Below are 22,292 nucleotides of genomic sequence, written 5' to 3'. Positions count from 1 at the left end.
CACCGCTTTTAGGTGACCCTTCGTTTTACCCAACCTACGCAGACTCACTAGAATATGAAACGGTTTTACCGGCTTCGTAAGTACTTCTCTCGACGGCGACAGGTCTCTGTCTCCACCCTCGAAGCCATGGGGGATAGCCTCGTGGAGGAGTCTACCCTAAACCCAAATTTTTTCTTTCTGACCCTGGGCTCCTGTATCATTGCCAGCCTAGGACTGCTCTCCAATAGTGCCGCTGTGATTATTGGGGCCATGATCGTTGCCCCCCTGATGCTGCCGATCCGAGGGATTGCCTTTGGTATTTTGGATGCGGATCGGATCCTGATCCGGGAGGGGGCCAAGGCTCTGGTGGTGGGGACAGTATTATCGATCGCATTGGCTACCTTCATTGGCTTTTCCTTTGGCCTGGAACAGTACGGTAGCGAAATTGTCGCCCGATCTTCCCCCACGCTGCTGGACCTGGGTATTGCGATCGCGGCAGGGGCCATCAGTGGCTTGGCCAAGGTGGATCCTAAGGTCTCTCCCTCCCTGGCGGGAACTGCGATCGCGGTAGCCCTGATGCCGCCCTTGTGCGTAGTGGGACTGTGGTTGGCGGAGGGCCGTTGGCTAGAGGCTCAGGGAGCCCTGCTACTCTACGCCACAAACCTCCTAGGCATTACCCTGGCCTGCATGGTGGCCTTTTGGTTAGCGGGCTATGCCCCAATCCACCGGGCCAAACGCCCCATTCAGCTCACCCTGGCCCTCACCGGGTTACTGATGGTGCCCCTAGGGGCGGGCACCTTTGAACTCCTGCGTCAGGACCGCCTAGAGGTAAATCTCCGTCAAGCCCTTGTCGGGGGGACTGTCACCTTTCAGCGGGTATACCTGATCAGCATGAACACCCGCTGGGGGCCAGAGATCCCGGAAGTCACCTTAGCGGTCTACAGCGATGAACCTCTCACTCCCAAACAGGTTTTCCTGTTGGAAAACTATGTTCAAGACCGGATGGGGCAGCGCTTTCGCCTGATTTTTCGAGTCAGCAATTTTGATCAGGTGACCAGTTCGGATGTGCCCCTCGTTGAAGCAGGCGGTGAAGGCATCCCAGAAATCCTCCAGGAGTTCTCCGAAGATTTTCTGCCCCCTGGGGAGATCCTGACGCCCCAATCAGAGCCGTCACCCGTTGTTCCCCAATCACCCGTAATTCCCGACCTCCCTGAGGACACAACGGATCCTGAAACCCCGAAGCCATCCATCCCCTGATGTCATCCAGGACCGCTGGGGGGGTTGGGTTTGCTAGCATAGCCCTTACAGGATGTAGGTTTTCCGATGACATCTAGCCCCTCTCAGGAACCGACGATCGCAGATGTCCTCAACGAGTTGAGAGACTTCAAAGCCGATGTTGATAAGCGCTTTGAGCAAGTTGACCAGCGCTTTGAGCAAGTGGACCAACGCTTTGAGCAGGTTGAGCGGCGCTTTGAAAAATTAGACTACAAGTTTGATACCTATGAGAATGCATCAGACAAGCTAGTGCGCTTGGCAACCACCATTATCGTGGCGGCAGCTAGCGTCGCCGTCTTACCCTCCGCCCTGCAAGCCATCGGCCCCCTGCTCACTCAAATTGCGGCCAATAATCAGTAGGGCGGAGCAGGGCAAGTAGGGAGCTATTTCCCGCCAGAAAGTCTCTGCCTTGATCCCATAAGGAACACGACTTGGAAGGTTATGTCTTAAAACAAGCTGAAAAGCCTGCTACGTCGTTGTCTCCATACAGACATCCAGTTCCCTGTTCGCGTTAGCGGCTCCCCTAGGGAGCAACGGAGTCGTTGGCTTTGCCGCCCCAGAGGGGCTAGGGAACGGTCAGAACCCGGTGGTGTGGCTGGCTTTCTCCCTTCGGGAGACGCTGCGAGTTGGCGTAGTCTGTCTGAAAGACTTACGACTCCGCTCAGCCAGCGGTCAACGGGCTCGATTCTCCGTAACCTTCCAAGTCGTGTAAGGAACTCGCAGAAAAATGCAATCAGGTGGGATTTCCTTCGTCAGAAATTACCTTGGGATCAGATTTGGAATCCGCTGGATCTTTGGGACGGTGAAACCGGATTCCTAGGACCAGATCGTAGAGAAATCCAAAGAAGTCTCTGCCCCCATTCAAGATACCCAAGCTCTGGGGAGATCCTTTGGCATCCAGGAGCGGCTTCATGGCCTCGTAGGTGGGTTTATAGCGGTACCAGGGAATTGAGGGCCACAGGTGATGCACCAAATGGTAGTTCTGCCCCATGATCAGCAGGTTCAAAATGGCACTGGGATAGACCCGCGCATTTGTCCAGCGATCGCGGGACTCAAAGGGGCGATGGGGCAGGTAGTCGAAAAATAGTCCCAGGGCAATGCCCACCACCAGGGCGGGGGAAAACCAAAAATTAAAAATGTAGCCCAGGAAGTCAAACTGACAAGCAGTAAACACCAGAGCCGCCACCGCAAACCGTCCTAGGAACCATTCCAGCAGTTCCCAGTTGCGCCATAAGCGCCGACGAAAAAAATAAATCTCGTGATAGAAAAAACGGGCTGCAATTAGCCACAGCGGGCCGCCCGTAGAGACGAAGTGATCGGGATCATTCTCAGGGTCATTCACATGGGCATGATGCTGAAGGTGAACCCGTGTGAATACCGGAAAGGAAAATCCCAGGATCAGGGCGCTGCCGTGGCCTAGGGCCGCATTGACTCCCCGGTTGCGGTGGGCAGCATTATGAGAAGCGTCGTGAATTACGGTCCCGGCTAGGTGCAGGGCAAGCACATTCATGGTGAAAACACACCAATCCGCCCAACCCCACCAAAAATACCCCACCGTTGATGTCAAAATCAGGGCAGTTGAGCCCAAAAACATCAGTAAATTGGGGCTTAGCCCCCCCTCTGTCTTCAAAAACTCTGAGGGTACGGTCCTAGGGATTGTCAGAGGCGCTTCTGCCACCGACATACGCACGGCTCCTTCACTGCTAATTCTGTTAATTCCGGTAGTATACGCTACGAAGACCGCACAATAAAGTTTTGTGACGGTGCCTCATATTGCTGCGTTCCCCCTGGATAGGTCGCGATCGCAGGCGCAATGGCAAGGGGGAACGTGGTAGTATCCCAATTGCTTTTACATACCCTCTCAGGAGTTTAACCGCCTAGGCAGTTATTGTGGGGCACGGGTCGTTACGCCCTTGTTTTGCTCCAGACCGATAAAATTCAGTTCTTCATAGTTTCTCTCTGAATTTAGGCTTCTGAATTCAGCTTTGCGTTCAGCGTCCCAAGTCCAATCCCCTCCGTTACCCCCCCCTACTCCTATGCAACTGCAACCCGCTCTGCGACGCACCAAGATTGTGGCCACAATCGGTCCTGCGACCAGTGATCCAGACGTGTTGCGATCGCTCATTGAAGCTGGGGCCACTACTCTGCGGCTGAACTTTTCCCACGGCACCCACGAAGACCACCAGCGCAGCATTCGCCTCATCCGCCAGATCTCCTTTGAACTCAACCAGCCCGTCGGTATTCTGCAAGACCTCCAGGGTCCGAAAATTCGCTTGGGGCGTTTCGAGAACGGCTCCATCCACCTGAACCGGGGCGACACCTTTATCCTCACTAGTCGGCCCCTGCCCGGAACCCAAGCCATTAGCTCCGTCACCTACGATCCCCTCGCTGATGAAGTGCCCGTAGGGGCTCATATTTTGCTGGACGATGGACGGGTGGAAATGACCGTTGAGGCAGTGGATCGTGAGCAGCGAGAACTCCACTGCCGGGTCGAGGTGGGCGGCATCCTCTCCAATAACAAGGGGGTTAACTTTCCGGGGGTTTACCTCTCCATCAAGGCCATGACGGACAAGGACCGCACCGACTTGGTGTTTGGCCTCAACCAGGGGGTGGACTGGGTAGCCCTGAGCTTTGTGCGCAATCCCCAAGATGTCCTGGAAATCAAGGAGCTGATTGCCAACGCAGGCAAGCAAGTCCCCGTCATTGTCAAAATTGAGAAACACGAAGCCATTGAGCAGATGGACGCGATTCTCTCCCTCTCTGATGGGGTAATGGTGGCCCGAGGGGATCTAGGGGTGGAACTGCCCGCTGAGGAAGTGCCGATCTTGCAAAAACGGCTGATTGCTACGTCTAACCGCTTGGGTATCCCCGTTATTACCGCCACCCAGATGCTGGATAGCATGGCCAGCAACCCCCGCCCCACCAGGGCCGAGGTGTCCGATGTGGCCAATGCCATCCTGGATGGTACTGATGCAGTAATGCTCTCCAATGAAACCGCCGTGGGCAAGTATCCTGTGGAGGCCGTCGCTACCATGGCCCGTATCGCCCTCCGCACTGAGCAAGAGCGGGGAGCCCGTAACGCAGAAGATATGGTGGGTTCCCCCCGTTCTATCCCCAATGCCATCAGTCAGGCGGTAGGGCGCATTGCCTCCCAACTCCATGCCGCTGCCATCATGACTCTGACCAAAACCGGGTCCACCGCCCGCAACGTTTCCAAGTTTCGCCCCCAGACTCCCATTCTTGCTGTTACCCCCCATGTGGAGGTGGCTCGCCAGTTGCAACTGGTGTGGGGTGTCCGGCCCCTGCTGGTGTTGGATTTGCCCTCGACTAGCCAGACCTTCCACGCCGCCATGAATGTGGCCCAGGAGAAACATTTGCTGCGGGAGGGGGATCTGGTGGTGATGACGGCGGGCACGCTGCAAGGGGTTTCGGGGTCCACGGACCTGGTGAAGGTGGACATCGTTACCGCCGTGCTCGGTCGAGGGGTAGGCGTTGGTGAGGCGACGGTGAGTGGCCGTGCTCGGGTGGCCCACAGTGGGCTAGAGGTGAGCGACTTTAACCCAGGGGAAATTTTGGTGGTGCCCAGTACCAGCGCAGATTTTGTGGATGCCATCCGGCGGGCGGGCGGGGTGATTACGGAGGATAGCAGCCTCACGGGCCATGCGGCGGTGATTGGCCTGCGTCTGGGGGTTCCGGTGATTGTCGGGGTCAGTAATGCCACAGAAACCATCCGTGACGGTACCATCATTACTCTGGATACCCGGCGGGGCTTAGTCTATTCTGGAGCCCTTGGGTCCATTAAGGCCGATGCCCCCCTCTCGGTGTAGAAAAATTCTCTTCACCAATCTGGGCTAGCGATCGCAAATGGATGCGATCGCACTTTTCCGCTGCTGCCCGTTCCGCCACCGTGTTGTAGCCCCAGTCCGCCAGAAATAGGGTGACCGAGTCGAGGCTGGGCTGGGCCATCACTTTTTCCAGGGTTTTGTAGCGGTCTTCCATAAACCAGATCTGGGGTGGAGCACTGGCGTTGGCGGGGGGATGGTGAAGGAGCTGACTGAGGGTTTCCGCCTTAGGCCGCTTTACCTCCTTGCCCAAAATTTGCTCAGGGGACAGGTCAATACCCTCCCCCTGTAAAAGCTGGGCAATAAAGCGCCCTTCCTTGGTGGAAATGATTACGGGATAAATTCCCGCCGCCATCGCCCGTTGCACCCAAGCCACCGTGCCGGAATAAAACCGATGCTGAGACAGCCAGCCCTCCAGATCGGTCTGAATCCAGCGATCGCGCACGTCGTCCACCGCTGCCATTAAGCGACTCGGTTCCAGCCCTGTATTGGCCAGGAGATCGGGCACCATCCCGGCCCAACCAGACAAGACAGCGGTGTCCTCCACCCCATGGAGGAGGCCATGGAGGAGGAGTGGCATTTCCCAGCCCGTCTCAATCACGGGGCGGAGGGGATAGAATCGCGCCGCTAGACCGGGGGGTGGGGTGTCATCAGCGGGCTGAAAAACCTGACAGTAGGCTCGCCATGCCGTCTGGAAATATTCCACCAAGCCATCGCAGAGGACGCCGTCAAAATCCAGTGCCAGAATTGTAGGGGCTGCCATAGAATCAGTCTTTCAGAAGGTCAATAGGTAAGAACGCGATCTCGGGAAGTGCGATCGCTCTCCACTGTATCCGTTCTTCCTACCGCCGCCTTGGTATTAGCCAGGTCTGCCTCCCCATCCTCCACCAAAGGCAGCAAAATCTCGAACTCGGTGCCATAGGGGGGCGTCGTCTCAGTGGCCGAAAAACAGGGCGACCGCAGAATCATCTGTCCCCCATGCTTTTCCATCACGATCTGGCGAGTAATGGGCAATCCCAACCCCGTTCCCTGCCCCGCTGGCTTGGTGGTAAAGAAATCATCAAAAATCCGCCGCTGAATCTCCAGGGGAATCCCTGGCCCATTGTCCACGATCCGCACCGTTGCCCAAGGGCCAAGGTGGCTGCTGGGATCTAGGGCATCCTCCGGGAGCTGCTGACGCACCCCAGTAATGAGCCAAATACAGGGCTCCCAAGCTGCGAAAGAATCTTCCCCGCCGTTACGGAACTGCTCTGGGGCAGGGGGCAACGTCTCCAGGTGCTCCATCAGGGCATCAATAGCATTGCTGATTAAATTCATAAACACCTGCCCCATCTGGCCGCTATAGCAGTCCACTGCTGGCAGATCGCCGTACTGCTTCTCCACCACCACCCCTTCCTTGAGGCGGTTGCCTAAAATCAACAGCGTGCTGTCAAGGCTCTGGTGCAAATCCGCCAGATCTCGCTGCACCTCATCCATACGGGAAAAGATCCGCAAACTCGTCACCAAGTTGCGGAGTCGATCGGTGCCCGTCTCAATGCTCTGGATCACATTGGGCAGATCTTTCAACACAAAGGCCACGTCAATTTTTTTCTTGAGCTGTTGCAGCTTGGGGCTGGGAGACGCCAACTCGGCCTCATGGGCTTGAATCAAGGTCGCTAAATCAGCACTGTATTCCGCAATGTACTTCAGGTTGCCCCAAATGAAATTGACCGGATTGCGAATTTCGTGGGCCACCCCCGCCATCATCTTGCCTAGACTGGCCATCTTTTCCGTCTGCATCATTTCAGCCCGCGTTTTCTTGCGGAGCAACTCCGCTGTGAGCTGGTAGATAATAGCCTGGGCCTGCAACAAATCCTGCATATCCAGAAGAGCATGGGAATCGCCCAGAGCTACCACAATAGGCTCGTAGAGCCACTCTGGCGGACGCGCCACCGCCTGGAGGGCCGCAGCGGTAATGGCGCTATCGGCAGATAATTGCAGCAGCTCAGACCCCACAAAGTTATGGAGCATAGCTAGAGATCGGCGCAAAAACAGTTCTCGCCCATAGGCACGGCTCATGGCCTCTAGAAACCGGCGGCGAGAAATCATGCCGATGAGGATTTTCCCCTCGTATAGGATGACTCCTGGCAAACTCGGATCTGCTTCAAACTGCTGATAGGCGACCTGCCCTAAACAACTCCCCTCTACCACAAACTTATGGAGCCGCAGGGCTCCTAGGGTCGAGTCAATTTGCAATTCCGCCATAGACGCTGAGGAGGTAACAATAGGGCAACCATGGGCAGATGCATGGATAGTCTTTACCTTAGGTATAACAGCAAACCATCCCTACCTAAACCACGCTAACATCTGAAAAATTTAGGACGGGAAACAGGTTATTAATCAAGGGTTAAGTTCGGGTTAAGAGTACTCTCTAGGCGGACTAGATGGATTTCGGTCTATCCCTTTGGAAAGGGGGAGGGCTAGTACTAGTCTGGCCAAGTCACCCCCTATGCGACCGAGGCTCTCCCTCAGTATCCTCATAGAGCACCATTAGCGCGTCAGGCAAAGGGCATCTGGCTATGACTGGGATCCCGGCATCAGGAATTGCCTTAATCAAAGAATTTGAGGGCTGTAGCCTCACGGCCTATCCCGATCCCCTGTCGGGGGGAGCACCCTACACCATTGGGTGGGGCAGTACTCGCCGTAAGGACGGATCTCCCTTTCGCCTGGGGGATCGCCTCACCCAGGCCGAGGCAGACGATCTGCTGATGTGGAAGGTGGAGCAGTCCTTTTTGCCTCCCCTACGGCGGATTCCGGTTTGGTCCCAGTTGAATGACCAGCAACGGGGGCCGATTCTGAGCTTTGCCTACAACTTGGGGGCGGGCTTCTATGGCATCAGTGGTTTTGAGACGATTTCTCGGGTGCTGCGGGAGACTCGGTGGGCCGAGATGGAATACGCCCTGACCCTCTATCGCAATCCTGGGACCAATGTGGAGGAAGGGCTCCTGCGTCGCCGCTTGTCGGAGGCACGGGTCTTTCTCTCCGGCACGGCGAACCTGGGACTGAGTCAAGCGGGGCTGGACTATCTGGCCCGATCGGGGGCGCGCACCTATCGCCAAAATCGGCTCCTGAGCGACCAGGCCATTGCCTATGTGGCCTTCATTCGGGCCAATCCTCGGCCTACATCCGCCCAGAACAGTGGCACACCCTCGGTTCCTTCCCCCTCTCCTACGCCTACGCCCCGGCCTGCCCCAACCCCCACGCCTGCCCCTACACCTGCCCCTTCTACGCCAAGTACTCCACCGCGCCTGCTCTACCTTACGGAGCCCTACATGCAGGGGGCGGATGTGCGGGAAATTCAGTCCGCTTTGGCCCGGTCTGGGGCTGGCGTAGTAGTGGATGGGGTGTTTGGCCCTGGAACCAAACTGGCGGTGGAGCGTTTTCAGCGGGTGAATGGACTGGCGGTAGATGGATTGGTGGGGGAGCAAACGCGATCGCGCCTTCTCCAAAGAGTGCTCCGCCTAACGACCCCCTTGATGACAGGCAATGACGTTGCCACCGTCCAGCAACAGCTCCGCGCCAAAGGCGTCACCGTCACTGTGGATGGTGTCTTCGGCCCCGGTACTCGGCAAGCCGTCGAGCAATTCCAGCGCCATGCGGGGTTACTGGTAGATGGGGTAGTCGGCCCCCAGACCCGCAATCTTCTCAGCGCCCGCACCCTCTCCCTGACCTATCCCAACCTCCAGGGAGAAGATGTCGCCGCCGTCCAACGCGCCCTCACCCGATCCGGCATCTCTGTGACTGTGGACGGCATCTTTGGCCCCGGCACCGACTGGGGCGTAAAGCAATTCCAAGCCCGCAATAACCTCACCGCCGACGGCATTGTGGGCCTAAGAACCTGGGGGCGGCTGGGCCTATAATGACGGCAATCATCTACTTACAGCAGATTGGGCTGGTAAGAGGCAAAGTGGTGGGTGCCTCCCTTGGCGACGGTGATCACTGTCTTGACGCCTCCCCGGCGGGTGTAGTCTCCAATGACCCGCAGACCAATGGGGGCTAGCTCGGTCCAGAGACGATCTGCGATCGCATTTGTCACTGCTTCATGGCTAATGCGCTGGTCTCGAAAGCTATTGACATAGAGTTTGAAGGCTTTCAACTCCACCACCCAATCCTGGGGCTGATAGTCCACCACAATGGTGCCAAAGTCGGGATAGCCAGAGCGGGGGCACAGAGCGGTGAACTCAGGATGTTCGAGGTGAATAGTGTAGGCATTGGGGGAGGGACTGGGCCATTTTTCCAAAGGTTCCGCTGCCGCCTGCCAAATAGCGCGATCGCCATAGTCCCGATCTGGCCCAGGGGCAGGAGTGGGCAGCGTCGCCTGACTAGGAGCGGCCACATTGGCAGCAGCGACATTGGCAGCAGGGATACTGTGCGCCCCCAACGCCGCCACCAGATCTCTCTGCACCGTCGCTGTCGCCGCCACAATCAGACCGGGCGTCCGGTAATCTTGGCATTCATAGAGGGGGGGCAGGGGAGATCCATCCAGAGCAGTGACGAGGTGTCCCGCCTCTCGGGCTAGAAAGGCCAAAGCGGCTCCGTCAATAAACTGACCCGATGCCAGCACCACGCCGGCCAGCCCACCGTTGAGGATGCCATTCACCGTAGGCACTGCCACCGTGGCGGAATAGTCCTCAGCGATACTAATCACCTCATAGCGATCGCGCAGACTTTCCTTCAGCGCCGCCATCAGGGTTCCGAGAAACACCTGCTTACCGGGGGGGATGACCAAGCGATCGCACTGATCTAAATCCTGATGGAGCTGGCCCTGGAACGTCCCCTGCCCCCGCAGCCCATAGTAGTAATTCTCAAAGGCGGGATTAATGGCTAGCACCGCCTCGTAGTCATCCCGGTTCAGCACCGTCACGATGATTTGATAATTGGGATGGCCATCCATATAAAAGCGGGTACCATCGATGGGGTCCAGCGTAACCAGATAGTCCCCCATTTCCCCTAGGTCAATGGCACGGAAATATTTGGTGTTGTAGGACTTTTCATACTCCTCCCCATAGAAGCGAATTTGGGGAAAGGCCCCCAGCAAGGCCACCTCCACAAAGGTCTGGATGGATAAATCCGCGTCTGTTAGCGCAGCAGCAAAGGGATTAGCGGCATTTTCCTTCTCGGGCTGGGCCACAATTTTGTTCTGGATATGGCGAGCATAGCCAGCAGCGAGGCGCAGGGGCGGCAGCAGGGTTTCCAGGATTTGGCGGGGGGTGGGGCGCTCAGTCATGGGGGATGGAGGGCAAACATCGCCCCCATTATGGGGCGAATTGGGCATCGGCCTACCCTGATGACCGTCCTTATCCTAGTTATCTTATGCTAGGTATGGTCAGTCAACGCCCGATTCATGCTGTGGTGGCCAAGGATGCAGAGACACAAACGGTATTTGTCGTAACCGCCTATGAACCCGATGAAAACCTATGGCAAGCTGACTTCAAGGCTCGGAAAAACGTATGAACTGTGTAATCTGCAAACAAGGTACGACCCAAGCTAGCCTAGTCACGCACTAGAACGAGAAGGTGCAATTGTCGTGTTTAAGCGTGTGCCTGCGGAGGTCTGTGATAACTGCGGTGAATACTACCTCAGCGATTAGGTGACTGGGAAACTGCTAGAACGGGCGGAATCAGCTATTGCTAGTGGTGCTGAGGTTGAGATTCGTGGCTATGCTGCTTGAGGGGTTTAGTTAAAGGCAAGACATAGTAATCCGCATCTGCCGTTCCTCCTAGTCAAACCTCAATAGCCAAAATTTGATCAATCCCCCATATTAGATGGCAAAAACTCCTTGAACAATTCCTAGACGCATCCAAATCAAGATTCAGAAATGGAGCGATCGCCCGTGAACTAGCCACCTCCTGATATCGATTTCGAGTTAATTTCTTCAATTCCTGCTTAGCATTATTTAGATCATCTGGAATCCGAAACTTACTACTGACCTGCTGCTTCACAAGTTGCGGCATCTCCATCGCTGTCGCCACTGCCGGCAAATCCCCTAAATAAAAACTTTCCAACTCTCGGCACGCAATACGCACTAGCCCCTTTTGGCCACGTACCTCGGCCAAACCTCGACTCCCACCCAAGCGCCCCAAAGCCGCATTGACATTGCTGGCCATGGCTTCCTTCAGAAACTCAAACACGCTAAAAATCGTACTCTTGCCCGTCCCATTGTGGCCAACAAAAACACAGAACTGAGGCAAGTCTTTGACTTCTACCGATTGAAATACCTTGAAATTCTTGAGCCGTAGACCCTCAATTTTCATTTGACCTACCGATAAACGCCTGCCCCGGCTCCAACACCTCCACAATGGTGCCCATCGTGCTAGCAGAGACCGATTCGGCGGGTTCCAGCGCATTACTCATCTCCCCAGATAGGGAAATGGCCTCTTGCAACTGCACCTGGTCTAGTCCGTTAAATTGCTCCATCATTCTCCCTTAGACCGTTCTGGAACCGCCGTCACGAACCGGGCTACCGTCTCCCGCAACCGAACCATCCATCCAGTCCTCACCCACCAGGCGGTATCCGCCATCTCTTGAATGAGGCTCACGGTCTGATAACGTTCGCCATACTGATCTTGCCGCCTAAATTCCAAATCTGTCACCGCTACGCTGTCTAAAATGACCTCCCGGATGATCAAACTCAAGTCCGAGATTTGCGCCAAACTGCCCTCACGGGTTTCACCGCCTATGATTTAGGTCATGTCAATCCAATCGGATTGGGGCCGAATAGGGGGTGGGGTTGGATCTGGTTCTGTGCCATACGACGGCGGATTTTGACACCCTGGGGGCAGCGGTGGGCATTACTCTGCTCCAGCCCGGAACTCGGATTGTTCTGGCAGGGGGCTGCCATCCCACCGTGCAAACCTTTCTCGCCTTTCACCGGGACGAATATGCCCTGATCGAGCGACGGGCGGTGCCCTTGGAGCAGGTGGGACGAATCACAGTGGTGGATACCCAGCGGCGGGAGCGGTTGGGCTCCGTCGCGGACTGGATCGATGGGGTGGTGAAGCGAGGGGGCGCGATCGCACTTTACGATCACCATCCCGGAGGTGAGGGCGATATCCCCGCCACTGAGCGCCATGTGGAAGCCGTGGGGGCCGCTACCACCCTGGTGGTGGAGCAATTGCAGGCCCAGGGGGCGACCCTCACCGTGGCCCAGGCGAACGTCATGGCTCTGGGCATCCATGTCGATACCGGCTCTCTTACCTTTGAGACCACCACCCCTCGGGATGCCACCGCCCTGGCTTGGCTCATGACCCAGGGAGCCCTCCCCCGCATCGTGAGTGAGTTTATAGAGCCGGAACTGTCGCCCCTGCTGCGCCACTGGTTGGAAAATGCGATCGCAGATCTGCACCGGGAGCGCCACGGGGGCCACACCCTAGCCTGGGTTCACCTCGCCATGGACCACCACATTCCTGGCCTGTCGGGCCTTGCTGATCGCCTCATCACCCTCAGTGATAGTGATAGTTTGCTGCTGGCGGCCAGCTATCCCCTGGCGGCGGGCTCCGAGGGTAGTAGCAAACTTGTCCTCATTGGTCGTGCTCGGGGCCGAGGCGCTGCCCAAGGCGATCGACCTGGCTTGAACTTTGGTGCCCTATTTTCTCCCTTAGGGGGGGGCGGCCATGCCGCCGCCGCCGCCGTCACCCTCACGGTTTCAGAGCCATCAACGGGGGAAGTAGGGGAAGCAATAGGCGGCGGCTCTGCGAGTGAAACCCTGGTTCAGCAGATACTCCAACAACTCCGCCAGCAAATCCCCACCGCCCCCACCGCCCAAGAAATCATGTCTTCCCCGGTGCGGACGCTTCGGCCACACACCTCGATTCAGGAGGCCCAGCGCATCCTCCTGCGCTACGGTCACTCCGGGCTCTCGGTGGTGGATGAAGAGGGCTCTCTGGTGGGCATTATCTCCCGCCGCGATATTGATCTGGCCCTCCACCATGGCTTTAGCCATGCTCCAGTGAAGGGCTACATGACCACTAATTTGAAAACCATCACCACCACCACGCCCCTACCTGAAATCGAGGCCCTGATGGTGACCTACGACATTGGTCGTCTGCCCGTCCTTGACCAAGACCAACTGGTGGGGATAGTCACCCGCACAGACGTGCTACGCCAGCGCCACACCGACGGCAGTGAAGATTCCGCCCTGCTGTCGGCTCCATCGGTGCCCCGGTTGCCGTCCCCCGCCCCCACCCTCCTGCTACGGCAGATGAAGGCCCGATTAAGCCCCGACCTGTGGACCATCTTGAGTGCGATCGCAGATCTGGCCACCCGCCAAGGCTGGCATCTGTACCTCGTCGGCGGAGCCGTGCGAGAACTGTTTCTCACCCCAGACCCCATGCCCCTGAATCTTCAAGACGTAGATCTGGTGGTAGATGGGGCCGACCCCGCGCCCCCTGGAGGAGCCGGTCCTTGGTTGGCCCAGGCGGTGCAGGTCCAATACCCAGAGGTGGAGGTGCAGATCTATGGCCGCTTCCAAACCGCTGCCCTGGTTTGGCATCGGGCAACGGGAGAGCCCAATCTAATGATTGATATCGCCACTGCCCGCACAGAGTTTTACCCCTACCCCGCCGCCAATCCTGAGGTAGAAGCCAGTTCCATTCGCCAGGATCTCTACCGACGAGACTTCACCATTAACGCCATGGCCCTGCGCCTGACCCCCCCCCAGCCCGGACTGCTGCTGGACTTTTTTGGAGGGCGGCTGGACGTGCAGCAGCGGCAGGTGCGGGTGCTCCACGCCAACAGTTTTATCGAAGACCCCACCCGCATCTACCGAGCGGTACGGTTTGCGGTGCGGTTGGGGTTCACCCTCGATCCCCAGACTGAGGGCTTCATCCACCACGCCATCCATAGCGGCATCTACACCCAACTCCAGCGGGAAATCGTCCGCCTTCCTGGCCTTCAAACTCGGCTCAAGGCGGAACTCAAACTAATTTTTCAAGCCCCCTATTGGCAGACCGCTCTAGCCCTGCTGGATCGACTGGGGGCACTAGGGTGTTTACACCCCGACCTAGTCCTGAGTCATCGTCTTTGGCACCAGATGCGGCGGGTTAGCCGCTGGATGACCCAGGTGCCCGCCTTGGCCGGACTGGTGCCCTGGCAAATGCGCCTAGAGGTGCTGATCGCCGCGATTCCCGCCGACCCAAATCCCGATCCCAATCCCAGGGACAAACAAGAACTGACCCCTCAGAACCAGCGCGCCGTTGTAGCCACAAACCTACAACTGCCCCAGGAAACCGTGGACCGTCTGACCCACCTCGCAGATGTTGAAACAGCCCTAATCCCCATTCTGTCTCAGCGCCAGCCCCCTAGCGTTTTGGCCCAAGCCCTCAGTCCCTACGATCTCGGTACACTGGTGTTGGTGAGTGTGCGCCATCCCCGACCCATGGGTCAGATAATCTGGCGCTATTTGATGGCTTGGTCCCAGGTCAATGCTCCCCTGAACGGCCATGATCTACAAGCTCTGGGCTACCGCCGGGGTCCCCACTACCGGCAGATGCTCACCGCTCTGCTAGCGGCGACCCTGGATGGAAAGATCTGCGATCGCGCTAGCGCTGAAGCCTTTTTGCGCCACCACTACCCACTGCCAGAGTGATCCCAACTGATCCCAACAGTGTCCTTTGTATCTGCACCAAGGGGGTACAACAGGGTAGATTATGGAAAGTTTGTCTAAAAGTTTTCCAAACTACCTTCTGCTAACCTTCTTCAACCCACCGCCGTTCAGCGGCGTTCCTGAAATCTATGCCCCTGGCTTCCGGCACCGCCCTCCAAGACGGCCACTACATCATTGATGCCCTCCTAGAGGACGCCCCCAATGGAGCGCTCTACTGGGGCACCCACATCCCCACCGGGATGTCCGTTTACCTGCAAGTGCTAACGCCAGGGACCACGCCCCTCGGGGATACCGTCCAGCGGCGGCTCCAGAGCCTCGCCTTTGCTCCCCGCCCGCCGCTGCCCCAGCCCCTCCAAACCTTTGCCGAGGGAGATACCCACTACCTAGCCATGGGCACAGCCTTGGGGCAACCCTGGTCGCAACTGTGTCGCCACCGGTCTCCCGCCTCCCCCAAAGTGGCCCTGGCCCTGACCCGCCACACCGCAGAGGGCGTGCAGTGGCTCCTGACCCAGGGGCTTCCCTCCGTAGACCTGTCCCCCAACCGAATTTGGCTTCCCACCGATGGCCTCCCCGTTATTTTGACAGGATTGACTTCCTCAGCCCTGCCGACCCCGACTCAGGAGCTAGCCACCCTAGCCCATCCCCTGCGGGGCTTAGCTGCCCTGCTTTACAGTCTGCTCATGGGGCAATTGCCAGAGCTAGAGCATCTCGCCCAGTGCAGCCAGACCCTAGGCCAGCAGCAGCCCACCCTGAGTCCCCTAATCATTCAAGCCGTCCAGGCCGGTCTAGGGAATCTGTCCCCAGAGGCAATGTCCTCGACCCATCAGGCCCTCGCCGATCAGATTGGGGCATGGCTCCAGACGTTACCAGATAGCCTGAATCCAGTGGCGGTAACGGTGGGGGCGACAGCAGCGGCAGTTCGGTCAACGGTGGGAACGGATGCTCCGGCAGCACCGACCGCTGCGTTTCCTCCAGAGGCAAAGGGGGCTGGTCCAGATCTGGCCTTACCGGACCCGTCTTCGGACCTATCATCAACATCGGCTGAGGTCAGCGCAACGGTGGCTGTTGCCCCGTTGCCCCAGCCTAACGCCAGCCTCCAGCAGAAAAATCCCCAGCAAAAACCGCGATGGTCAAAGACCAGCCCTAAAGGCCCATCGCGATCTTCCCACCGTCGGCTCTCCATTGCTCTTTTGGGGACAGCCCTCGTCGCCGCTGTCGGCGGCGTGGCGGCAGGTGCTGCTTGGCGACTCACCCCCAGCGGACTACCGGGTCAGGTCCGCTTAGACCCGGATCAGAGCTTCCCCTCCCGCAGCGATTGGTCTGGTGATCGCCTAGACGCCACCTTCGAGAGTCCCTTCTTACCCGAGGGTGATGGTATTCGCCCCCCCATTTCCGATCCCGCCTGGAATCGGCCCCCCACTTCAGATGATTGGCCCAGCTCAGATTTTGGATCCCCCACCGATTCCCAAAATTGGGATGCAGACTTCAACAGTCCAGCCCCCCCGCTGACACCCCGCAGCACTCCAGTAGAAACGGACAACACAGCCCCCCCTGAGGTGAACCAACCCAGAAACCCCATGCCAGAGCCAATGCAGCCCGAAGTCGCCCCACCCCCCCCTATCGCTCCGGCTCCCATCCCCGAAAACGTTCCCGCTCCTGCCCCTGCCCCATCCTCCGAATGAAATACACCCGTACCTACCCAGAGGCAGATTGTTTACGGGGGAATAGGCCATAAGTCAGGGCAGCTTGGAACGAGCGAGTTATAATTTTCCGTAAGCGGCTGTAATAAAGTGTGACAATAATGAGTAACCCAATGGTGCGTGCCTTTTTTCTCGGTCGCGCCCTGGCCTCAACGGTGGGGGAGCAGGTAGAGCGAACCGTGACCGATGCCCTCAGCAGCCTAGGGCAGTTCGATGCAGAACAGCGAGAAACTCTCCGCCAGTTTGCGGATGAGGTCATCGCTCGGGCTGACCACGACGAGGCCGAAGCCTTGCAAAATCGTCCCACCAGTCCGGGAGCAACAGCGGCAGGATCGGCCCAGCCAGATCTCCAGGCCACTATTGATACGCTGCGGGCAGAAATTGCCCAAGTGCGCGCATCCCTGCAACAATATCGAGCCGCGTCTAACTAGGCTGGGTTTTTCGCTGGCGGTAAAGACAGACAGAAATTGAGACTCTGTCTGGTTCTAATCTGTCTGGATCTAGATCCACAGCATTCCTGAGACAGGAAACGGGATGGGTTGGGGTGCAGGGCTCCGCTAGGTCAGTTTTGTCCATGGCTACGTTGTAATGGTTAGGAGCCTGAGTGTCTGCGCTGTCTAAAGATTCTTCCGTTTTCTTGTCGGCCTCCCCTGATCATGGCACTGGGGCCGATGCTGTTGAGAACCACGGGGCTGGGGATTTAACCCCCGCGCCGAAGGGAACCATTGTTTTGGTGGATGCGATTTCATCCCCCCCTTCTGAGGAACCTCCCCTCCCTCCGGCAGTGCCCAAGGAATCCCTCCCGACCCATAATGCCAAAGCCTATCGCTGGAGTCGGCGGCGCTATTCTCGCAGTCGGCGCACCATTGATATTTGGTCCTTTGTGTTGCGTTTGTTGGGGGCTCGTTGGCTCTATGGCAAGGCATGGAGCTACGGGGGCACCATCACACCAGAAAAACAGGCCCAGCGCCGACGGCAACAGGCGGTCTGGATCCGAGAAACTCTTTTAGATTTAGGGCCGACCTTTATTAAGGTGGGGCAACTTTTTTCCACTCGTGCCGATCTGTTTCCGGCGGAATATGTGGAGGAGTTGTCGAAACTCCAAGACCGAGTGCCCGCCTTTAGTTACGAGCAAGCCCAAGAAATTGTGGAGGCGGACTTAGGCAAGCGCATTCCCGATCTGTTTCGCAGTTTTGACCCTATTCCCCTCGCTGCCGCTAGTTTGGGCCAGGTCCATCGTGCCCAACTCCACTCTGGTGAAGAGGTAGTGGTTAAGGTGCAGCGCCCCAGCCTCAAGAAGCTGTTTGAAATTGATCTCTCGATTCTGAAGGGGATTACCCATTATTTCCAAAACCACCCCGACTGGGGCAAAGGTCGGGATTGGTTGGGAATCTATGATGAATGCTGCCGCATTCTTTGGGAAGAGATTGATTACCTGAACGAGGGCCGCAATGCTGACACCTTTCGCCGTAATTTTCGGGGACAGGACTGGGTCAAGGTGCCTCGGGTTTACTGGCGCTATGCGTCTCCTCGGGTATTGACTCTGGAATATCTCCCCGGTATCAAAATCAGCCACTATGAAGCGCTGGAAGCTTCGGGTCTGGATCGGAAGCGACTGGCTAATTTGGGGGCGCGGGCCTATTTGCACCAATTGCTGAATGATGGATTTTTCCATGCCGATCCTCACCCCGGTAATATCGCTGTGAGTGCGGAGGGGGCCTTGATTTTCTATGACTTTGGCATGATGGGCCAGGTGCAGCCCGCTACTCGCGATCGCTTGATGGTGACCTTTATGGGGGTGGCCCAGCGGGATGCGGGGCTAGTGGTGGCTTCCCTGGTGGATCTGGGGGCTTTGGTGGAAGTGGATGATATGGGGCCGGTGCGGCGGTCAATCCAGTACATTCTGGATAATTTCATGGATCAGCCCTTTGAGGAGCAGTCGGTGACTGCAATCGGGGACGATTTGTATGCGATCGCCTATGATCAGCCTTTCCGCTTTCCCGCCACCTTTACCTTTGTGATGCGGGCCTTTTCCACCCTGGAGGGGGTGGGTAAGGGGCTGGATCCGGATTTTAATTTCATGGAAGCCGCTAAACCCTTTGCAGCACAACTTATGTCCAACGGCAATTCTCCTAACTCTACTGATACCCTATTCGGTGAATTGGGTCGGCAGGCGGCCCAGATGAGCAGTACTGCCCTAGGGCTACCCCGACGCCTAGAGGACACCCTCGATAAGCTGGAGCGGGGTGATATTCGGGTGCGGGTGCGCTCAATTGAGACGGATCGGATTCTGCGGCGGGTCAGTGGCGTTAATATGGCCACTAATTACACTCTGCTGGTGGGAGCTTTTCTTCTATCAGCTACGATTTTGTTGGTGTATGAATATCTATGGCTAGCGATCGCAGCTGCCGCTGTGGCTACTGTGGCAGGTTTTGCTCTAGTGCGGCTACTGTTGCGTATTGGGCGGGCCGATCGCCTACCGTAAGGGTTACGAGGGAACGTCAATGTTAAAGCGCTTCTTTTCTGGAATGACGGACCTCGGGCTGCTGCGTTCCAGTAACCAAGATGATTACTATATCGACCCTGAAGGACGATTTTTCATCGTGGCGGATGGCATGGGGGGCCATGCGGGCGGATAGGAGGCTAGCCGGATTGCGACCAGTACTATTCGTGAGTACCTGGAGAAGGAATGGGAGTCTAATGAACCCACTCAGCGCCTGCTTCAACGTGCGTTTCTCTTAACCAATCGGGCTATCCTCAACGATCAATCGAAACACCCTGAGCGTGGTGACATGGGCACCACCGCCGTCGTGATCATCTTTCGTGACGAGGATGAGCATCCCTGGTGTGCCCATGTGGGGGACTCGCGCCTGTATCGGTTGCGCGGCCCTAAGCTCGACCAAGTGACTGAAGATCACACCTGGATTGCTCGTGCTGTGCGAGATGGGGAGTTGAACATATCCCAATCTCGTACCCATCCCTGGCGGCATGTGCTGTCTCAGTGCTTAGGGCGTGCAGATTTGAACCGCATTGATATTCAGCCTGTGATTATCCAGGCGGGGGATCGCATCCTCCTGTGTAGTGATGGGCTAACGGAGGAACTCTCCGATGCTCTGATCGCGTCCCATATCAAGTCCATTCGGGCCTGTGACAATGCTGTCAAAGCTCTGATTCACTCGGCTAAGCAGCGCGGTGGACGGGACAATATCACTGTGATTTTAGTTGCGATCGCAACCGAGAAAGACCTCGCCGACCTGCCTGAGGTAGAAACCGGATTTGTAAAACCCTAGAAAGGGCGAAAGGGCGTATCTAGGATTCACAGTGGACGACCTTAGGGTATAATGTGAGTTTTGGAACGCTTTTGACGGAGAAGACACTATGGCGCGTTATCGAGGCCCACGCCTCAGGATTGTACGCCGACTGGGCGAACTGCCTGGACTCAGCCGCAAATCCCCCCGGAAGAACTATCCTCCTGGTCAACACGGGCAAGCCCGTAAGAAGAAGACCGAGTATGCCGTTCGTCTAGAAGAGAAGCAGAAGCTGCGCTTCAACTACGGCCTGACCGAAAAAAAACTCCTGCGCTATGTGAAGAAAGCTCGTCGGGCCGGTGGGTCCACCGGGCTGGTATTGCTGCAACTGCTGGAAATGCGGTTGGACAACACCATCTTCCGCCTTGGCTTTGGGCCGACCATTCCCTCTGCTCGTCAGGCGGTGAATCATGGTCACATCACCGTAAATGGCCGGGTGGTGAGCATTCCCAGCTACCAGTGTCGTCCTGGTGATGTCATTGGCGTGCGCGATCGCGATGCCTCCAAGAAGCTGATCGAAGCTAACCTGGAATTCCCCGGTCTGGCCAATGTTCCCAGTCACCTAGAGCTGGACAAGGCCAAGATGGAAGCCAAGGTCAACAGCGTCATTGAGCGGGAGTGGATCGCCCTCAACGTCAATGAACTGCTCGTGGTTGAGTACTATTCTCGACAGGCTTAAGGCTGCCAGCCTGAGAAGATTTTTGGCGTACCGTTGCGTACCCTTACCGCGCTAATGTTCTCAAAATGAAACCCCCAGAGTCCGTCAGCTCTGGGGGTTTTCTGTGTCTTGCTAAGGGGCAGCGGGGGGCAACACCGGTAGAGATTGATTCCGATTGGTATTGGTGGGGGCTGTGCCTCCATTGGCCGGGAGGGCATTTAACACAGCTTGGGCAATGGCCTGTTGAGGATTGAGCTCCAGCGCCTTGGCCAGCGCTTGGCGGGCTTCCGCCCCACGCCCCAATTGCCCCAGTGCGACCCCAGCCCCCGTCCAAGCGTCGGCATTGGTGGGGTCGAGGCCAATTACTTGGACAAAAGCATTGAGGGCTTCGTCATAGCGCTGTAGAGAGATTAGGGCAGTGCCCCGGTTGTACCAGCCCGTGATAAAACGTGGATCCAGATTCACAGCCCGGTTCGCAGATAGCAGCGACTCCTCGTAGCGGGAGAGGTGCCACAGTACCACGCTACGGTTGGCCCAGATTAGGGGATTGTTTGCATCCCGCTGGAGAGCATTTTCGTAGGCGGCTAGGGCATCGGTATGCTGCCCCACGCTGCGGAGGATGCTGCCCAGGTTGGTCCAGGGGCGGGCAGCGGTGTCGTCAAGCTCAATGGATTGCTGGGTGGCGGCGATAGCTTCGCCATAGCGCCGCAGGTACCACAGCACCACTCCACGATCGCCCCAGGCAGCGGCATAGTCGGGGCGAATGCCCACCGCTCGACTAGTGGCAGCCAGTGCTTCCTCATATTGGCCCTGGCCCGCTAGGGCTTGGGCATACTGTGCCCAGGCTTCGGCAGGCCCTAGATCCCACCAGTCGCCATCACTCTCCTGGAGAGCTTGCTGACAGGCAGCGCCAGCGTCTTCGTACTGGCGGGTTTTGTTCAGGGCGGCACATTGCCCCACCAGGGCTCGGGCAGACCCGGAGTCTAAGGCTACTGCCTGGGTATAGGAGATTAGGGCCTCGGTATGGAGATTTCCCTGGGCCAGCACCCGACCCTGGTAGGTCCAGGCGAGGGCCAGTTGGGGGTTTAAATCCACCGCCCGATCAAAGGCGGCTACGGCTTCTCGGTAGTTGGCCTGCTGGAACTGGGCAATGCCCTGGTTTAGCCAAGCTAAGGCCGGCGCTGTAGGCCCCCAATTCCCATTCCCCGCCAGCGCCGCCTGACAACTGGCAATGGCATTTCGGTAATTTTCCAGAGCTAAATAGGCTTCGCACTCGTGCAGGAGGGTGCGCGAGTCTTCTGGCTCCAGCAGCAGGGTTCGGGCATAGGCCACTAGGGCTGCCGCCGGATCGGTCTGGCCCGTGAGAATCAACCCCCGGTATTGCCAAGCCAGTGAGGGCGACTGGTTGCCCCAACTGCCATCGACCCGGAGGGCATCGTTGCAGGCATCCAAAGCGGGTTCCAGATTACCCAGTTCATACTGGGCCATGCAGATATAGGTAAAGGCCAGGGAGTTCTGGGGGTTAAATCGCAACGCTTGCATAGCAGATGCGATCGCATTGGGATACTGATCCTGGGCTAGCAGTACTCCACCATGGCGTGCCCAGAGTCCATCATTGCGGGGCTCCAGTTCAATCGCCGCCTCACAGGCTTTCTGAGCTTCGGCATACTGGCTAGCAGCGGCTTGCAAGTCACACAGGTTACGCCAATAGTCCACGTCCTGAAGATCTTGCAGGTTTTCTTGTGCAATGGCAGGCACCCCGCTCCAGACCATTAGGCCACCCACCACCAGTCCCAACTGCCACCAGATTCCCCTTTTTTCCCTGCTTTGTGCTGCAACGTCCTGCGCCATTAGCCTCACCTTTCCTACCCCCATCAGAATAACGGC

General features: G+C 57.4%; 20 protein-coding genes and 1 pseudogene. 13 read left to right on the top strand and 8 right to left on the bottom strand.

Annotated features, from left to right (window positions below):
* Positions 1 to 54 precede the first annotated feature (54 nt).
* Both LEP6406_RS0212780 and LEP6406_RS0212775 read left to right on the top strand, forming a co-directional pair.
* Positions 55 to 1,236, top strand: coding sequence for a DUF389 domain-containing protein (locus LEP6406_RS0212780; protein WP_008316442.1), 1,182 nt, complete (start codon positions 55 to 57; stop codon positions 1,234 to 1,236).
* Positions 1,237 to 1,302: 66 nt separating this feature from the next.
* A complete protein-coding gene (locus tag LEP6406_RS0212775; protein WP_008316444.1) occupies positions 1,303 to 1,614 on the top strand; it encodes a ssr2422 family thylakoid membrane protein in 312 nt (103 codons plus the stop codon).
* 373 nt (positions 1,615 to 1,987) lie between these two features.
* On the opposite strand, the gene crtR is transcribed toward LEP6406_RS0212775, so the two are convergent.
* The gene (gene crtR, locus LEP6406_RS0212770; protein ID WP_008317666.1) at positions 1,988 to 2,938 is read right to left on the bottom strand and encodes a beta-carotene hydroxylase; all 951 of its coding nucleotides are present in this window, start codon (positions 2,936 to 2,938) and stop codon (positions 1,988 to 1,990) included.
* A gap of 352 nt (positions 2,939 to 3,290) precedes the next feature.
* On the opposite strand from crtR, the gene pyk reads away from it, so the two are divergent.
* Positions 3,291 to 5,081, top strand: coding sequence for a pyruvate kinase (gene pyk, locus LEP6406_RS0212765; protein WP_008317667.1), 1,791 nt, complete (start codon positions 3,291 to 3,293; stop codon positions 5,079 to 5,081).
* Here pyk and LEP6406_RS0212760 read toward each other — a convergent pair.
* A complete protein-coding gene (locus LEP6406_RS0212760) occupies positions 5,053 to 5,859 on the bottom strand; it encodes an HAD family hydrolase (RefSeq protein ID WP_008317668.1) in 807 nt (268 codons plus the stop codon). The two genes, pyk and LEP6406_RS0212760, sit on opposite strands and share 29 nt — an antisense overlap.
* A gap of 20 nt (positions 5,860 to 5,879) precedes the next feature.
* Positions 5,880 to 7,340 (bottom strand): sensor histidine kinase, encoded by a 1,461-nt coding sequence (locus LEP6406_RS27960; protein WP_008317669.1) that lies wholly within the window; start codon positions 7,338 to 7,340, stop codon positions 5,880 to 5,882.
* A gap of 314 nt (positions 7,341 to 7,654) precedes the next feature.
* Between LEP6406_RS27960 and LEP6406_RS30290 the strand changes: the two genes are divergently transcribed.
* Positions 7,655 to 8,995, top strand: a complete 1,341-nt coding sequence (locus LEP6406_RS30290) for a peptidoglycan-binding protein (protein ID WP_008317670.1) — start codon at positions 7,655 to 7,657, stop codon at positions 8,993 to 8,995.
* Positions 8,996 to 9,012: 17 nt separating this feature from the next.
* Here the strand turns inward: LEP6406_RS30290 and queF are convergent, their stop codons facing one another.
* A complete protein-coding gene (gene queF / locus LEP6406_RS34800; protein ID WP_008317671.1) occupies positions 9,013 to 10,362 on the bottom strand; it encodes a preQ(1) synthase in 1,350 nt (449 codons plus the stop codon).
* Positions 10,363 to 10,367: 5 nt separating this feature from the next.
* Here queF and LEP6406_RS35655 point away from each other — a divergent pair, with 5 nt between their 5' ends.
* Positions 10,368 to 10,589: a DUF4258 domain-containing protein gene (locus LEP6406_RS35655; RefSeq protein WP_036028408.1), complete on the top strand. Its 222-nt coding sequence runs from the start codon at positions 10,368 to 10,370 to the stop codon at positions 10,587 to 10,589.
* A 61-nt stretch (positions 10,590 to 10,650) separates the two neighbouring features.
* Positions 10,651 to 10,725 (top strand): annotated as a pseudogene (locus LEP6406_RS35650) (YgiT-type zinc finger protein); the annotation flags it as partial.
* A gap of 133 nt (positions 10,726 to 10,858) precedes the next feature.
* On the opposite strand, the gene LEP6406_RS34275 reads toward LEP6406_RS35650, so the two are convergent.
* Genes LEP6406_RS34275 through LEP6406_RS27920 form a run of 3 tightly spaced genes read right to left on the bottom strand, consistent with a single transcriptional unit; the run spans position 10,859 to position 11,788 of the window.
* Positions 10,859 to 11,389, bottom strand: coding sequence for a DUF4276 family protein (locus tag LEP6406_RS34275; RefSeq protein ID WP_008317673.1), 531 nt, complete (start codon positions 11,387 to 11,389; stop codon positions 10,859 to 10,861).
* A complete protein-coding gene (locus tag LEP6406_RS32865; RefSeq protein ID WP_008317674.1) occupies positions 11,379 to 11,555 on the bottom strand; it encodes a hypothetical protein in 177 nt (58 codons plus the stop codon). Before LEP6406_RS32865 ends, LEP6406_RS34275 begins: the two co-directional genes overlap by 11 nt.
* Entirely contained in the window at positions 11,552 to 11,788 is a 237-nt protein-coding gene (locus LEP6406_RS27920) for a DUF6883 domain-containing protein (RefSeq protein ID WP_008317675.1), read from the bottom strand. The genes LEP6406_RS32865 and LEP6406_RS27920 overlap by 4 nt, the downstream gene beginning before the upstream one ends.
* 71 nt (positions 11,789 to 11,859) lie before the next feature.
* Here LEP6406_RS27920 and LEP6406_RS0212715 point away from each other — a divergent pair, with 71 nt between their 5' ends.
* The 7 genes from LEP6406_RS0212715 (at position 11,860) to rpsD (ending at position 20,426) form a co-directional block, all read left to right on the top strand.
* Positions 11,860 to 14,721, top strand: a complete 2,862-nt coding sequence (locus tag LEP6406_RS0212715; RefSeq protein ID WP_008317676.1) for a CBS domain-containing protein — start codon at positions 11,860 to 11,862, stop codon at positions 14,719 to 14,721.
* A 146-nt stretch (positions 14,722 to 14,867) separates the two neighbouring features.
* Positions 14,868 to 16,421, top strand: a complete 1,554-nt coding sequence (locus LEP6406_RS0212710) for a serine/threonine-protein kinase (RefSeq protein WP_008317677.1) — start codon at positions 14,868 to 14,870, stop codon at positions 16,419 to 16,421.
* 119 nt (positions 16,422 to 16,540) lie between these two features.
* On the top strand, positions 16,541 to 16,870 hold the full coding sequence (locus LEP6406_RS0212705; protein WP_027269101.1) for a DUF6825 family protein: 330 nt from the start codon (positions 16,541 to 16,543) through the stop codon (positions 16,868 to 16,870).
* 173 nt (positions 16,871 to 17,043) lie between these two features.
* The gene (locus tag LEP6406_RS0212700; RefSeq protein WP_008317679.1) at positions 17,044 to 18,924 is read left to right on the top strand and encodes an ABC1 kinase family protein; all 1,881 of its coding nucleotides are present in this window, start codon (positions 17,044 to 17,046) and stop codon (positions 18,922 to 18,924) included.
* A 19-nt stretch (positions 18,925 to 18,943) separates the two neighbouring features.
* Positions 18,944 to 19,078, top strand: coding sequence for a hypothetical protein (locus LEP6406_RS35465; RefSeq protein ID WP_008317680.1), 135 nt, complete (start codon positions 18,944 to 18,946; stop codon positions 19,076 to 19,078).
* A 12-nt stretch (positions 19,079 to 19,090) separates the two neighbouring features.
* Positions 19,091 to 19,729, top strand: coding sequence for a PP2C family protein-serine/threonine phosphatase (locus LEP6406_RS27915; protein ID WP_317133872.1), 639 nt, complete (start codon positions 19,091 to 19,093; stop codon positions 19,727 to 19,729).
* An 88-nt stretch (positions 19,730 to 19,817) separates the two neighbouring features.
* Positions 19,818 to 20,426: a 30S ribosomal protein S4 gene (gene rpsD, locus LEP6406_RS0212690; RefSeq protein WP_008317682.1), complete on the top strand. Its 609-nt coding sequence runs from the start codon at positions 19,818 to 19,820 to the stop codon at positions 20,424 to 20,426.
* Positions 20,427 to 20,537: 111 nt separating this feature from the next.
* Here the strand turns inward: rpsD and LEP6406_RS27910 are convergent, their stop codons facing one another.
* Positions 20,538 to 22,256 carry a tetratricopeptide repeat protein gene (locus LEP6406_RS27910; protein WP_008317684.1) on the bottom strand — a complete coding sequence of 573 codons (1,719 nt, stop codon included), beginning with the start codon at positions 22,254 to 22,256 and terminating at the stop codon, positions 20,538 to 20,540.
* Between the last annotated feature and the right edge of the window lie 36 nt (positions 22,257 to 22,292).

The organism is Leptolyngbya sp. PCC 6406 (assembly GCF_000332095.2).
In the GTDB taxonomy this organism is placed as follows: Bacteria; Cyanobacteriota; Cyanobacteriia; order Phormidesmidales; family Phormidesmidaceae; genus PCC-6406.
This window is presented reverse-complemented; position numbering and strand designations above follow the sequence as displayed.